At 47.2% G+C, this 13,908-nt stretch carries 13 protein-coding genes and 1 tRNA gene; 7 read left to right on the forward strand and 7 right to left on the reverse strand.

The genetic code is table 11. The features are described from left to right. The first annotated feature begins 140 nt into the window (after window positions 1–140). The 7 genes from EL309_RS03975 (at window position 141) to EL309_RS04005 (ending at window position 8,701) form a co-directional block, all read left to right on the forward strand. Window positions 141–704: a hypoxanthine-guanine phosphoribosyltransferase gene (locus EL309_RS03975; RefSeq protein WP_004282625.1), complete on the forward strand. Its 564-nt coding sequence runs from the start codon at window positions 141–143 to the stop codon at window positions 702–704. A 155-nt stretch (window positions 705–859) separates the two neighbouring features. Further along, window positions 860–1,279, forward strand: a complete 420-nt coding sequence (locus EL309_RS03980; protein WP_004282623.1) for a PTS sugar transporter subunit IIA — start codon at window positions 860–862, stop codon at window positions 1,277–1,279. Window positions 1,280–1,321: 42 nt separating this feature from the next. After that, window positions 1,322–1,591: an HPr family phosphocarrier protein gene (locus tag EL309_RS03985; protein ID WP_004282622.1), complete on the forward strand. Its 270-nt coding sequence runs from the start codon at window positions 1,322–1,324 to the stop codon at window positions 1,589–1,591. A 2-nt stretch (window positions 1,592–1,593) separates the two neighbouring features. After that, window positions 1,594–3,345 (forward strand): phosphoenolpyruvate--protein phosphotransferase, encoded by a 1,752-nt coding sequence (gene ptsP, locus EL309_RS03990; protein WP_004282621.1) that lies wholly within the window; start codon window positions 1,594–1,596, stop codon window positions 3,343–3,345. A 23-nt stretch (window positions 3,346–3,368) separates the two neighbouring features. After that, window positions 3,369–3,848, forward strand: coding sequence for a SixA phosphatase family protein (locus EL309_RS03995; protein ID WP_004282620.1), 480 nt, complete (start codon window positions 3,369–3,371; stop codon window positions 3,846–3,848). A gap of 135 nt (window positions 3,849–3,983) precedes the next feature. After that, window positions 3,984–6,620, forward strand: coding sequence for a leucine--tRNA ligase (leuS, locus tag EL309_RS04000; protein ID WP_004282619.1), 2,637 nt, complete (start codon window positions 3,984–3,986; stop codon window positions 6,618–6,620). A 266-nt stretch (window positions 6,621–6,886) separates the two neighbouring features. Further along, window positions 6,887–8,701 (forward strand): DUF3616 domain-containing protein, encoded by a 1,815-nt coding sequence (locus EL309_RS04005; RefSeq protein WP_004282618.1) that lies wholly within the window; start codon window positions 6,887–6,889, stop codon window positions 8,699–8,701. Between the two features lie 106 nt (window positions 8,702–8,807). Here EL309_RS04005 and coaD read toward each other — a convergent pair whose 3' ends face one another. The 7 genes from coaD to EL309_RS04040 form a co-directional block, all read right to left on the reverse strand. Beyond that, window positions 8,808–9,323: a pantetheine-phosphate adenylyltransferase gene (gene coaD / locus EL309_RS04010; RefSeq protein ID WP_081463175.1), complete on the reverse strand. Its 516-nt coding sequence runs from the start codon at window positions 9,321–9,323 to the stop codon at window positions 8,808–8,810. A gap of 178 nt (window positions 9,324–9,501) precedes the next feature. Beyond that, window positions 9,502–9,577 (reverse strand) — tRNA-Asn (locus EL309_RS04015). Window positions 9,578–9,648: 71 nt separating this feature from the next. Beyond that, the gene (locus EL309_RS04020) at window positions 9,649–10,011 is read right to left on the reverse strand and encodes a roadblock/LC7 domain-containing protein (RefSeq protein ID WP_004282616.1); all 363 of its coding nucleotides are present in this window, start codon (window positions 10,009–10,011) and stop codon (window positions 9,649–9,651) included. A 46-nt stretch (window positions 10,012–10,057) separates the two neighbouring features. Next, window positions 10,058–10,699 carry a hypothetical protein gene (locus EL309_RS04025; RefSeq protein ID WP_036494443.1) on the reverse strand — a complete coding sequence of 214 codons (642 nt, stop codon included), beginning with the start codon at window positions 10,697–10,699 and terminating at the stop codon, window positions 10,058–10,060. Between the two features lie 2 nt (window positions 10,700–10,701). Continuing rightward, window positions 10,702–11,238 (reverse strand): GTP-binding protein, encoded by a 537-nt coding sequence (locus tag EL309_RS04030; RefSeq protein ID WP_004282614.1) that lies wholly within the window; start codon window positions 11,236–11,238, stop codon window positions 10,702–10,704. Window positions 11,239–11,252: 14 nt separating this feature from the next. After that, window positions 11,253–12,338 carry a response regulator gene (locus EL309_RS04035; RefSeq protein ID WP_004282613.1) on the reverse strand — a complete coding sequence of 362 codons (1,086 nt, stop codon included), beginning with the start codon at window positions 12,336–12,338 and terminating at the stop codon, window positions 11,253–11,255. Window positions 12,339–12,372: 34 nt separating this feature from the next. Continuing rightward, window positions 12,373–13,749, reverse strand: a complete 1,377-nt coding sequence (locus EL309_RS04040; RefSeq protein ID WP_232014436.1) for a tetratricopeptide repeat protein — start codon at window positions 13,747–13,749, stop codon at window positions 12,373–12,375. Window positions 13,750–13,908: the final 159 nt, after the last annotated feature.

The raw sequence follows: 13,908 nt of genomic DNA on the forward strand, positions 1-13,908 counted from the left end.
CAAAGGCGGATTATATAGCAATGCCGTCTGAAACGTATTTTTCAGACGGCCTACGGCATATCAACCGACAAGCACTCTGCTATAATCCGTCAAAACAAAAACAACCTACTCCCCTTGACCCCCGATCGGACGGTAAAAATATGGATATCGAACAAAAATACCGACAAACCCAAGCAATGTTCCAAAATGCCGAACTACTGTTCGGCGAAGAAGAATGCCGGCAAGCCCTGCAGCGCGTTGCCGACGAAATCACCCGCGACCTGAGCGGAAAATACCCCCTGCTGCTGCCGGTGATGGGCGGAGCCGTCGTCTTTACCGGCCAACTCCTGCCCCTACTTAAATTCCCGCTCGACTTCGACTACGTCCACGTCTCACGCTACGGCGACAAGCTCCAAGGCGGCAACTTCAACTGGAAACGCATGCCCGATGCCGAACAAATCCGCGGCCGCCATATTGTCGTACTGGACGACATTCTCGACGAAGGCCACACTATGGCTGCCATAAAAGAAAAACTCTTGGAAATGGGCGCAGCCTCCTGCTCCGCAGCCGTGTTTGCCAACAAACTCATCAGCAAAGACAAACCGATTAAAGCAGACTATGTCGGCATCGACGTACCCGACCGCTACGTATTCGGCTACGGCATGGATGCCGCAGGCTGCTGGCGCAATCTCGGCGCAATCTACGCCTTAAACAACCCCAAATAATGACAACGAATCAATTAAACCCGGCTAAGCCACTGAATTTTCAGACGGCCTCACACACAAAGGCCGTCTGAAAAATACCATTCCATCCAAATAAAAACTTGCCCGCCGACCACCAAACAACGATAATTTTCCGGAAGGCAACCACAGGACACACCATGATCGGTTTACTGATTATTACCCACGAATCCATAGGCGAAGCCTACCGGAAACTGGCGCAACACTTCTTCCCCGACGGCATTCCCGGCAGCATCCATATGATCGGCGTCCGTCCCGACGAAGACCATGAAGACGTTATCCGCCGTGCCAACGAACAGATTCAAAATTTCACCGGCGGCAACGGCATATTGATACTCTCCGACATCTTCGGCGCCACCCCGTGCAATGCCGCAAGAAAACTGGTACACCCCGACCAAACCGCCATTCTGACAGGCTTAAACGCCCCCATGCTGATCAAAGCCATCCAGCATGCCCCGAATGCGGATAATCTGCAAACCTTTACCGAATCCGTCAAAAATGCCGCCGTTCAAGGCATCTTTGCCATCACCGACTCCAACGGCCTGCCCTGCAGCTCCTAAACCAAACCATAAGGCCGTCTGAAAAACAAAACGGAAACCGCCATGCAGAAACAAGAAATAGAGATCATCAACAAACTCGGCCTACACGCCCGCGCATCCAGCAAATTCACCCAAACCGCATCGCAATTCCAAAGCGAAGTCTGGGTATCGCGCAACGACCGCCGTGTTAACGGCAAAAGCATTATGGGACTGATGATGCTGGCCGCCGCACAAGGCACCACCGTCATTTTAGAAACCGAAGGTCCGGACGAAGTCGAAACCATGCAGGCCCTAACCGACTTAATCAACGACTACTTTGGCGAAGGCGAATAATCATGAGCATCGTGTTACACGGCGTAACCGCCGGCAAAGGCATAGCCATCGGACGGGCGCACCTGATTGCCCGCGGCATCAACGAAGTGCCGCAATACGACATTGCCGAAAAAGACCTCGATGCCGAAGTAACACGCTATGAAAACGCCGTCAAAGCCACCCGAAAAGAGTTGGAACAGCTTCGCAGTGCCATTCCTGAAAATGCCCCTACCGAGTTGGGCGCATTCATTTCCCTGCACTTGATGCTGCTGACCGACGTAACCCTATCGCGCGAGCCCGTCGACATTATCGAAGAACAATACATCAACGCCGAATGGGCGCTGAAACAGCAAACCGACAAACTCTCCGCCCAATTCGACGAAATCGACGACGCCTACCTGCGCGAACGCAAACAAGATATGCTGCAAGTCGTCAAGCGTATCCACAACAACCTGATCGGACAAGGCAACGAACTCAATCTCGAAGCCGACCTGCTCGACGATACCGTACTGATTGCGCACGATATTTCCCCCGCCGACACCGTCCATCTGAAAGACCAGCGCATTGCCGCTTTCGTTACCGATTTGGGCGGCCCCACCAGCCATACCGCCATTTTAGGCCGCAGTTTGGACATTCCCTCCGTTATCGGCCTGCACCACGCACGCAATCTTATTACCGAAAACGAGTGGGTAATTGTCGACGGCATCAACGGCGTACTCATCATCAATCCCGATGAAATCGTCTTAGCCGAATACCGGGCACTTGCAAGAGAATTCCGCAACCGCAAACGCGCGCTCAACAAACTGAAAAAAACCGCCGCCACCACCGAAGACGGCATCAATATCGAGCTGCTGGCCAATATCGAATCGCTGGACGACATCAAACAGCTACACAATATCGGTGCAGACGGTGTCGGACTGTTCCGCAGCGAGTTTCTCTATCTCAACCGCGACACCATGCCGTCTGAAGACGAGCAGTACGAAGTCTACAGCCAGTTTGTCAAAAAACTGAAAGATAAAAACCTGACCATACGGACCGTGGATCTCGGCGTCGATAAAAACCCGCGCTGGTTCGGGCAAAACGGCACGCCGAACTGCAGCCTGAACCCGGCTTTGGGTATGACCGGCATCCGCCTGTGTCTGGCAGAGCCGGTGATGTTCCGCACACAAATGCGTGCCATTCTGCGTGCCGCCGTACACGGGCCGGTTAAAATGATGTGGCCGATGATTACCTCACTGCCCGAATTGCGCCAATGCCTGACCCACTTCGAAACCGCCCAACGCCAATTGGACGAACGGGGCGTAGAATACGGCGAAGTTTCACTCGGCTGTATGATCGAAATCCCGTCCGCCGCACTCACTGTCGGCAGCCTGCTGAAACTGGTCGACTTTATCTCCATCGGCACCAACGACCTGATCCAATATACGCTTTCCGTAGACCGCGGCGACGACAGCGTCAGCTACCTTTACCAACCGGAACACCCGGCCGTCTTAAAATTGCTGCAGCACGTCATCCGCACGGCCAACCGCATGAACAAAACCGTATCGGTATGCGGCGAGATGGCAGGCGATACGACCTATACCAAAGTCTTGCTGGGCATGGGATTGCGCCGTTTTTCCATGAACCCCAACAACCTGTTGGCCGTTAAAGATGTGGTTTTACACAGCAATACGGTCGCCTTGGAAAACGATGTAGCCAAACTGATGCGCAATGAAGACCCCGAAAAATCAGCCAAGCTCATCAAACAGATCAACCTGACCAAAGAAACCGCCTGAAAACGCATTTCGAAAGGATAATCATGAACCTGATACTCTGGCGCCACGCCCAAGCAGAAGACCAAGCCGAAACCGATTTGGCGCGCATCCTGACCGCAACAGGCCATCAGCAAGCCGAAGAAATTGCCGGCTGGCTCAAACCGCGCCTGCCTGAAGAAACCGAAATCTGGGCTTCCGAAGCCGCACGCAGCCAACAAACCGCCGCACATCTCAGTCACAACTATACGGTCATGTCGGCACTCAATCCGCTAACCGATGCGGAAACCGTACTGCGTGTTTTGGCCGAAGCCAAGCAGAACAGCACCATCGTCATCGTCGGCCACCAACCGTGGCTGGGCGAACTGTGTTCGTTCCTACTCAACCAGCATTGGGACAGTGAACCGTGGTCGGTGAAAAAAGGCGGCTTCTGGTGGTTTAAAATCCAATTCGACAAACACGGCTTCCACAGCAAACTGCACGCCGCCCTGACTCCTAAAGCTCTGGAAACCAACGGACAAGACTAACCCTCTCCAACGGGCCGTCTGAAAATTTTCAGACGGCCTCAACCCATATGCACACACCCTAAGCCATTCGATAAACTGCTATAATCGCCAATCAACAATTTTCAATATTTTTTGAATCCTCAGAAGCAAAACATCATGCAAGAACAATACCAACCGTCTGCCGTCGAGCCGGCAGCACAAGCCAAATGGGATGAAGCCCGTTTGTTTAACGTGGCCGAAGACGCTTCCAAACCCAAATACTACTGTCTCTCCATGTTCCCCTACCCCAGCGGCAAGCTGCACATGGGGCATGTGCGCAACTACACCATCGGCGACGTATTGAGCCGTTACAAACTGCTCAACGGCTTCAACGTGCTGCAACCGATGGGCTGGGACGCTTTCGGCATGCCCGCCGAAAACGCCGCCATCGACCGCCAAGTCGCCCCCGCCAAATGGACTTACGAAAACATTGCCTACATGCGCAAGCAGCTGAAAAGCTTGGGTTTTGCGTTTGACTGGGAACGCGAACTGGCTACCTGCACCCCCGAATATTACCGCTGGGAGCAGCTTCTGTTTACCAAACTGTTTGAAAAAGGCGTGATTTACCGCAAAAACGGCACGGTAAACTGGGATCCGGTCGATCAAACCGTATTGGCCAACGAGCAAGTAATCGACGGTCGCGGTTGGCGTTCGGGCGCGTTGATCGAAAAACGCGAAATCCCGATGTATTACTTCAAAATCACCGATTACGCCGAGCAGCTTTTGAGCGATCTGGACGGCCTGAACTGGCCGGAGCAAGTGAAAACCATGCAGCGCAACTGGATCGGCAAATCGCGCGGCGTACAAGTGCGCTTTGCATTGGACAGCGGCAGCAAACAAGGCTTGGAAGGTGATTATGCCGAATACTTGCAGGTGTACACTACCCGCCCCGACACCTTGCTGGGCGTAACCTACGTTGCCGTGGCCGCCGAACATCCGCTGGCTACCGCCGCCGCACCCGACAAGCCCGAACTGCAAGCGTTTATCTCCGAATGCAAATCAGGCAGCGTGGCCGAGGCCGATATGGCGACGATGGAAAAAAAAGGCGTGCCGACCGGCCGCTATGTGATTAATCCGCTCAACGGCGACAAGCTGGAAGTGTGGATTGCCAACTATGTATTGTGGGGCTATGGCGACGGTGCGGTAATGGCCGTGCCCGGCCACGACGAGCGAGATTTCGAGTTCGCCAACAAATACCGGCTGCCTATTAAACAAGTTGTCGAATCCACTTTGGAACAACCTGCCTACAACCCGACCGAATGGCAGGATTGGTACGGCGACAAAGAAAACACCCGCCTGATCAACAGCGGCGAATTCGACGGCATGGACTTTCAGACGGCCTTTGATGCCACTTCCGCCAAACTGCAATCCCTAAACGCCGGCGCACCGAAAACCCAATACCGCCTGCGCGACTGGGGCATTTCGCGCCAACGCTACTGGGGCTGCCCGATTCCGATTATCCATTGCGAAAGCTGCGGCGACGTACCCGTACCGGTCGACCAGTTGCCCGTGGTGCTGCCCGAAGATGTCGTACCCGACGGCAGCGGTTCGCCTTTGGCCAAAATGCCCGAGTTCTACGAAACCACCTGCCCGCATTGCGGCGGCCCCGCCAAACGCGAAACCGATACCATGGATACCTTTATGGAATCGAGCTGGTATCAGTTCCGTTACATGTCGCCCCAGTTTTCAGACGGCATGGTTGCCCCCGAAGCCGCCCGATACTGGCAGCAGGCCGACCAATACATCGGCGGCATCGAACACGCCATCTTGCACCTCTTATACGCCCGCTTCTTCACCAAACTGATGAACGAAGAAGGCATCGTGCCGGTGAAAGAACCCTTCGCCAGCCTGCTCACGCAAGGCATGGTGCTGCAAGCCACCTACTACCGCGAAACCGAAGGCGGCAAAAAGCAATGGTTCAACCCCGCCGAAGTGGAAGTGCAAACTGACGACAAAGGCCGTCCTGTTGCAGCCGTCTTAAAAGCCGACGGCCAGCCGGTGGTAATCGGCGGCGTGGAAAAAATGTCGAAATCGAAAAACAACGGCGTCGACCCGCAAGAGCTGATCGAAGCCTACGGTGCCGACACCGCCCGCCTGTTTATGATGTTCGCCTCGCCGCCCGAACAATCGCTCGAATGGAGCGATGCCGGCGTAGAAGGCGCACACCGCTTCCTGCGCCGCCTGTGGCGCACCGTGTTTGAATACATCAACCGAGACGGCGCAGTCAACGCCTTTTCAGACGGCCACGACAGCCTAAGCAAAGAGCTGAAAGACCTGCGCCACAAACTACACGCCACCATCGCCAAAGTCAGCGACGACTACGGCCGCCGCCTGCAATTCAACACCGCCATCGCCGCCGTGATGGAATTGCTCAACCAATACGACAAAACCGATTGCACGTCCGAACAAGGCCGTGCCGTAGCGCAAGAAGTATTGGAAGCCGTTGTCCGCTTGCTGTGGCCGATTGTGCCGCACATCTGCGAAGCCTTGTGGAGCGAGTTGAGCAGCGATACCCCGCTGTGGCAAGCCGCTTGGCCGCAAGCCGATGCCGTCGCCTTGGTGAAATCCGAAATAGAAATCATGGTGCAGGTAAACGGCAAACTGCGCGGCAAAGTAACCGTGCCCGCCGATGCCGACAAAGCCGCCCTCGAAGCCGCCGCACTCGCCACCGAAGGCGCCGTGAAATTCATGGAAGGCAAAGAGCCGAAGAAAATCATCGTCGTCCCCGGCCGTTTGGTGAATATTGTTGTATAAATAGTGCAATAGTTTGTAAAAGGCCGTCTGAAAATTTTCAGACGGCCTTTTTATCGACTTTATATTTTACATCTAAAAAGGCAATTAAACGCCTACTAATGAATCATCTACCTAAAACTCAAATGAATAATATTAATTCATTATTAAAGCGAAACAATCAATTAACCGTTAATCACGCAAAAACAGCACTTGTCTAATATTAGATAGAATATACAATATCTTCCGTATTATACATATAGAGAATTATTTATACGAAAGACATCCTCATGAACAAAGATCAGGAGTTTATTACAAATAACGAAAATTCTGAAAATATTGAAAATATCAATACAGAAATAATAACAACAGAAGAAATAAATTTAATTCCGGATGCCCCTGCTTTGACGGAAGACGACGGGGTCAAACCAATCGAAGATTTGTTTCTGGCCACGCCCAACGAAAAAGCTAAAAAGCTGAAAAAACAGTTGCGCAAAAAAAATAAAGAAAAAAACAATAGTGAAGTCGAGACCGACGGCGAACCGGCAGCCATTCCCTTGGGAACAACCAAAGGCGTAGAAACTATGTTCCGCAATGCGTTCCGTACAGAAATGGAGCTGCTGGCTCTGGCTGCAACCAAAGCCAATATCATGATTTCCCTAAACGGCTTTATCGTATCCGCTCTGATGATTTCAGGCGCATTTATTTTTGCCTCATCACCCGAGTTTCTCGTGCCGGCAGGTATTTTCATGCTGACGGCAGCCGCCTCCATTATCTTTGCCTTACTGTCCGCCTCCCCCGATCGTGCCGGTAAATTACGGGAAACATGGCGCTGGCTTTGCGATTTTGTCAAAGGTAAAACATCATTTAAAGAATTCAAACCTAGAATTATGCGTCCGGAAGGCCACTTCTTCGGGAAAAACCCTAACATCTTGATTTACGAAGACCGCGTGAAAATCCCTAAAGAACGTTACTGGGAAATGATGCAAGATATCATGAGCGACCGCAATCAAGTGTATGAAAAAATGAGTGACGAGCTTTACTGGCTGGGCTTGATGGCCAATAAACAATTCAAATATCTGAATATGTCTTATGCAGCTTTCCGCTGGGGTCTTTTAGCCTCTCTGATTGCCTTCATCAGCGTGAAAACTTTACCCAATATCGTTCCATCTATGCAGGCGAGCCAACAGGCATCAGAGCTGCGTTCACAAGGCATCCATACTTTTAATACCGTTTACGAGCCGTCGGCCGTACAGCAGCTTCCTGACGGAAGGTTGCTGGTGGCAGAAGACGAATCTGCACGCGCCGTGAGCATTTTAAGTTTTGATGCCGAAGGTAATATCCAAGAAGACGATGCAGTCGACACCAGAGTGATGCGTGGCTTGAAACGTAAATTAAGCGATTTGGAAGCCTTAACCCGCGATAAAGATGGCTATGTATACGCAATCACTTCACATGCACGTAACCGCGAGGGGCTTCGCCGTCCGGATCGTGAACACTTCCTGCGCTTTAAAATCGTCGGTAATGATGTTCGTGAATTATCAGCATTTAATAAATTGACCGATGTTTTAGAGAATTCAGAACAACTGCAAAAACTGATTCAAGAAAAAAGCGGTGGCCAAAAAATCAATTTCTCCGCCATTAACATCGAAGGTTTAGCATACAACCCGAAAAATGATACTTTAATGCTGGGATTCAGGGACCCCGAATTGGATAATTGGGCCTTGGTTACCTACATTAGCAACTACAAGGAAGTATTTACTAAAGGTGCCACACCAAACTTTGCCGATGTTGCACTCATCGACATCAAAGGCGGCGGTATCCGCTCTCTAAACTATGATCCTGTATTGGAATCGTTTGTAATTACCAATGAAGTAAAAGATGAAGACGGAACCAAATACTCGCAATTATGGTTATGGAGTGGAGAATCTAATGCACAACCCAAAACCGTTTTGTTACCCAACCTGCGCCACATGACCAATGTCGAAGCAGTTGACTCGGTTGTCATTAATGGCCAACCCAGACTTATTCTGATGAGTGACGAAGGGGATGAAACCAAAAAGCTTTCGGCAAAATATATGATTGTTGATTACAACGAACTGTAATCTATATCCCATAAAAAACCTCTGAATCCTAATAAAGATTCAGAGGTTTTTTCATAATACATTCCGAACTCATATCATAAGGCCGTCTGAAAATACGAACCTTTAATTAATAACTGCTTCCCTTGTGATCACTTAAAATCTTTTCATAAACAGCAGGTGGCAAATAACGGTGAACAATATCACGCCAACCGTCAGGCCCTACCAATCCTTTTACCATAGTAGATGAAACTTCGGCAAATTCTCTTGGGGGCATAAGAAAAACTGTTGAAATTTGAGGTTGTAAATCGCCATTAATATAACGCATCGAACGCTCATATTCATAATCGGCGGCAGTGCGTATACCCCGCACAATATATCCTGCACCTATACTTTCAGCGTAATGAACTAAAAATCTGTTTTCAAAAACAGTAATACGCACATTTTCAAATTCAGCTGTAATCGCTTCAAGCATTACCCTACGCTCTGCGACAGAGTATGTGCTTCTTTTTTCAGGATTCACACCAATTGCTACCACCAACTCATCAAACATTGCTTGAGCTTGGCGTATCATCCATAAATGTCCATTCGTGGGGGGATCAAAACTACCTGCATAAACCGCACGACGCAAAGGTGAAATCTTCATAAATAATAAAAACCGATCAAATTCGCATTAGTATGTATACTAAATTGTAAAAATATTAAATTATTATACTATCTTTCTTTAACAAAATTTCTAGCGAGTTTTGTTATTGTTTATAATACACTTTTTAATAAAATTTAAAATGCAAAAAGCCAAGTCTTGAAACTTGGCTTTTATAATTTGGCTCCCCGACCTGGGCTCGAACCAGGGACCTGCGGATTAACAGTCCGTCGCTCTACCGACTGAGCTATCAGGGAATCGATTTTTAGAATTATAAAGAAGATAAATTATTCTGTCAATACTTTTTACGCTGAAATATCAACGATACTTATAAAATATCTGCAATATGCCGGGAGGCACGCTTGGCATCCAACAAAATCAATCCCAATTTACTGCTCTCTTTTGCCATTAATGCCAATACTGCTTTATTTCCCGCCTGACTCAACAAAACATAACCATGCTCACCTTTAACCATAACTTGATCTAATTCGCCACAAGCCAATTCATGCACGGCTCTCGTTCCCAAAGCCAACAATGTGGCAGACATTGCTCCCACTCTATCAGCATTTAAATGGCTTGGTAATAGGGTAGCCAACGGCAAACCATCCATTGAAATAACAGCAGAAGCCGTAATATCCGGCGAGGTATTGTTCAAATCACTTAATACAGAAATTAATAGCTGTTCACGCATAATTTATCCATTTATAAATAACAATTAAAACCAATCCAATCGATCATTACAAAGATGCATAGCGACCGTATAATGCTTTAACTAAAAAGACAAATTCATCTTTGTTTAAATCAGGCATACCGCCAACAACTAAAATAAGCTTGGTTTTCCCTATATATAACGGAAAAAAAGTCAGCTCACTCTGGCCACTCGGATCACAAATCCCCCAAGAACCATGATGAATATGTAAATTATTTTTTATCAACAACTGATGTTTATCAGATACAACAGCCATTTCACTGGCTAAAATACCCAATTCCTCTGCAGCTTCATGATGAAAACCAGCATTCGCAAAATACAATCCGTTTTCATCCGCCAATAATGCTTTACCTTCACTGGATAATTCAGCCAACAAATCAGGTAGCTGTTCATCCGGCATATATGTCTCTACAGGACTGTAATTATCTTCACCGTATAAAAACTCTAAGCGCTGCAAACGGTATAACAAATTTAACGCAGTTTCCAAATCATCTGTTTCAGTCCATTCCAATAGCTTTTCACTACTAATGGTTTCAGAGGGGTCGGCGCGTAATAAACCGTATAATAATGTCCGACTTGGACTGGGGGTATTAGCAGAAACAGCATAATACGCTCCAGCCGGTGTAACCCTAGGATATAAGTTTGACTGTAATGCAAGTGTTGGTTCCATCCTTATACCTCCAAACCCGGATCAATAGAAAACAACATTGCACTTACAAGCTGTTTTACGTCATTTTCTTGACGAGCATCAATTTCAAAAACCGGGACATTAAAATTATTTTGAGCCAAGTATTTCTGATACACATCTACTCCAGGCAATGAACGAATATCCATTTTAGTTACACCAACAACCAGAGGAGCAGTTTTCAACAACTCTTTAAAAGCATCTAAAAAGAACTGCAAATCTTTCAAAGGGTTAGTTCGTGTATTGTCTAACAGTAAAATCAACCCCATACTTCCCTGACTCAAAATCTCCCACATAAAGTTAAACCGTTCTTGACCGGGAGTACCGTACAGATGGACTTTAATATCTTCATCTAAATGGATTACACCATAATCCATTGCAACTGTTGTATGCCCTTTTCTTACCAAAGTCATATCAGATGCACTGGCATCCGTCTGAACCGGAGGCTCATCTGATAAAGCAGAAATAGCAGTCGTTTTCCCCACTCCTACTGGTCCGGTAAAGATAATTTTATTTTCTTTCACAATATATCCTTTTGTTAACCTCTACCCAATAATTTACGCATCAAGCGTTGCAACAAACTACGAGGTTGTTCTGCTGAAGGACTAACGGCTTTTTGGGCATCTTTAGCCATTTGGTTATCAGGAACATCACTGTTAACGCTCATTTTGTCTTCAACAGCAGTATTTTCTGCAGCAACAAACTCATTATCTGTTGCCAAGAAACCTGTAACGGAAGTTGCAGCCAAATAATTTAAAATATCTGGCATTTCTAAAGGCATAACTTTATACAGAATGTTCAAGTTCACAGAAGTTTTTGTCAAAAAAGCCGACAACCGCATTGACTCCGGCACAGGAGCTAATCGTGTTAAATTAGGCCATTTTTTCAAAGTGAAAACGGTTTGCGGTGTCATAGGATAAATCAAACGCCCTTGAGCAGTCCAAATTGCCATCTGCCACAAACAAGACATGATTGTTACTTTGGCTTTTTCTTTCCAGGCGGGATTATCCGGAACATTTTTGCACTCAACATGCAAATTATCATCTTTGCATAATTTTTCCAAGTCTGCAGCACCAACGGTCAATAAAACCCTCTGAATGCTTGGAAATACAATAAATACCGGTTTGCCGTTATGCAATACGGCAATATCTTGGTTGCTTTGGCTCGCATATTTTAATGCCCCCAACAAGCCCCGTTGAGGATTAAAACGCTTAATAGTCGTTTTTCTTACGGATGCATCCCCTTTTTCGCTGCACCCTTCACCTTTACAACTGGCATCAAATATACCACCACCTTGCGCCAGGGTACGCAAAATGGGAAACAAGGTATCAAACTTAATCGGCTTTGCCAAATACGGTGTCGTTTCTTCAGGATCTGCAGCAGAAAACATCACAACAGGAACAGACGGATATTTTCCCTTTAGCGCACGCCATTTTTGCACACCTTCATCCGCATCAGTATCTACCAAAATTAAATCCGGCTGCTCATCTGAATCTTCTCCAACAACCTGATAATTGGTTGTATTGTGCATTTTAAAGGCCATTCGGAACACAGCATCCTGCTGCTCGCCCATATTTTGTAACATTACCCGAACGGTTTTAACTTTCGGAAGCAGATTTTCCATTATTTGATACTCTTAACATTTATTGATTTCATCATCACGATTGTTGGTTGACACGTTTCAACAATCTACTCATCGCCAACACAACTTCTTCAGGTAAGCTCTCTACACGCTCACGCAGCAAGCGTAAAAATTGCTCCAAACGTCCCCATTCTTCACCGCGCTCATATAAATCAAACAACATTACATAAAGCTGGGATTCCTCAGGATATTGCAATACAGCTTGCTCAAGTGTGCCAATAGCCTGATCCAATTGACCGTACATCAACAATGCTTCAACTTCTTTGATTGCAGCTTCTTCGGGAGACATATCGATTTGGCCGTCTGAAAGATTTTTCTTAACCAAATCTCTATACTTTGCTTTAACCTGACGGGAGCTAGGCAACAAATACCCCTTTTCCAAACCGATTTCACGAATCCGCTGTTCGCTCGGACCTTGCTCCAAGTCATCGAAAACTTCATGATAGCCGAGGCTGTAACCCCAACCCAACATACGTTCTTTAACCTGGCGTCCGTATTGCCCTAAAGAGTAATATAACTTCCATAAATGCTTTGCAAATTGTCCGACTTCTTCATGTTGATAATCCAACTTCAAAGCATCAATAATCAGACTGGCAGGCTTGGGAGATTTTTGAATTGCACGATTATATTGCTCTAAAGCTGTCTTATAATCCGCTTTATTTTTAAGCAGCTTGACACCTTTTTCCGGCTTCACAAAACCGATGACCGCACTCATTTCTTCTTCGGTAAGAGAATTGATATCTGCTTTTCCAAGTACAATAGGATTTCTGCTTGCTTCTGCAGCAGGAGCAGCCGAACGGCCATCCACACCGATATTCAACACCGTATTTGCACTTTCCGCTTCTTCCAAGCCGGTTTTCTCACCGATTTGACGGGCAACTTCTTCAACAGACCACCCTAACTTAGCTTCTGCCAACACCCTTAAAGGAAGATGGGTAGAATCTGCCGTTAAGCCCGCTTTAACATACTCGGCCAAACCGTCACCAGACAAGATACTCCCATAACGATCCAAAGTATCTGCTAAAAGATCGATATTACCGATGCGCAAACTCAAACCGATTAATTCGTGCACCAATTTCTCCGGTGCACCGGCAGTCAGGCTGTTTAAATAACCCGATAATGACAACGCAGCTTTATCTTCATAGCCAAACTGCTTATAAACTTGATACTCTGTCAAAGGATCGACTTCTTGTGCAGAAACGGAAGTGGTGTAGCTGTCGACATTCGCATCACTGCCCCAATTCCAATCCTGCCCGTCGTCATCCGACACGGACTGATCCACCTGCTGAGCCCAATCACTGTTATCTTCCCCTTTTTGGACTTTGTGATTTTTCTTGGCAGCTGGTTTATTTTTTGTATTTTCGGCTTTATTTCCACCCTGCTTGGCGCGCATCAATATCAGCACAACCAGCAATAATATAAATAATGCCAGTAAGAGTGAGTAATTCAAAAAACATCTCCCGCTAAATATTATTAAGCAAACATTTATTAATCATGCTTCAGCTTTTACTACTTAATCTTATGAAATCAATTATGCACAATATTATTCTGA

This window comes from Neisseria weaveri, assembly GCF_900638685.1.
Lineage (GTDB): Bacteria > Pseudomonadota > Gammaproteobacteria > Burkholderiales > Neisseriaceae > Neisseria > Neisseria weaveri.

Bases quoted from the DNA above. Each gene is read 5' to 3' on its own strand.
- EL309_RS03975 (WP_004282625.1), top strand. From the start codon at position 141: ATGGATATCGAACAAAAATACCGACAAACCCAAGCAATGTTCCAAAAT.
- EL309_RS03980 (WP_004282623.1), top strand. From the start codon at position 860: ATGATCGGTTTACTGATTATTACCCACGAATCCATAGGCGAAGCCTAC.
- EL309_RS03985 (WP_004282622.1), top strand. From the start codon at position 1,322: ATGCAGAAACAAGAAATAGAGATCATCAACAAACTCGGCCTACACGCC.
- ptsP (WP_004282621.1), top strand. From the start codon at position 1,594: ATGAGCATCGTGTTACACGGCGTAACCGCCGGCAAAGGCATAGCCATC.
- EL309_RS03995 (WP_004282620.1), top strand. From the start codon at position 3,369: ATGAACCTGATACTCTGGCGCCACGCCCAAGCAGAAGACCAAGCCGAA.
- leuS (WP_004282619.1), top strand. From the start codon at position 3,984: ATGCAAGAACAATACCAACCGTCTGCCGTCGAGCCGGCAGCACAAGCC.
- EL309_RS04005 (WP_004282618.1), top strand. From the start codon at position 6,887: ATGAACAAAGATCAGGAGTTTATTACAAATAACGAAAATTCTGAAAAT.
- coaD (WP_081463175.1), bottom strand. From the start codon at position 9,323: ATGAAGATTTCACCTTTGCGTCGTGCGGTTTATGCAGGTAGTTTTGAT.
- EL309_RS04020 (WP_004282616.1), bottom strand. From the start codon at position 10,011: ATGCGTGAACAGCTATTAATTTCTGTATTAAGTGATTTGAACAATACC.
- EL309_RS04025 (WP_036494443.1), bottom strand. From the start codon at position 10,699: ATGGAACCAACACTTGCATTACAGTCAAACTTATATCCTAGGGTTACA.
- EL309_RS04035 (WP_004282613.1), bottom strand. From the start codon at position 12,338: ATGGAAAATCTGCTTCCGAAAGTTAAAACCGTTCGGGTAATGTTACAA.
- EL309_RS04040 (WP_232014436.1), bottom strand. From the start codon at position 13,749: ATGCGCGCCAAGCAGGGTGGAAATAAAGCCGAAAATACAAAAAATAAA.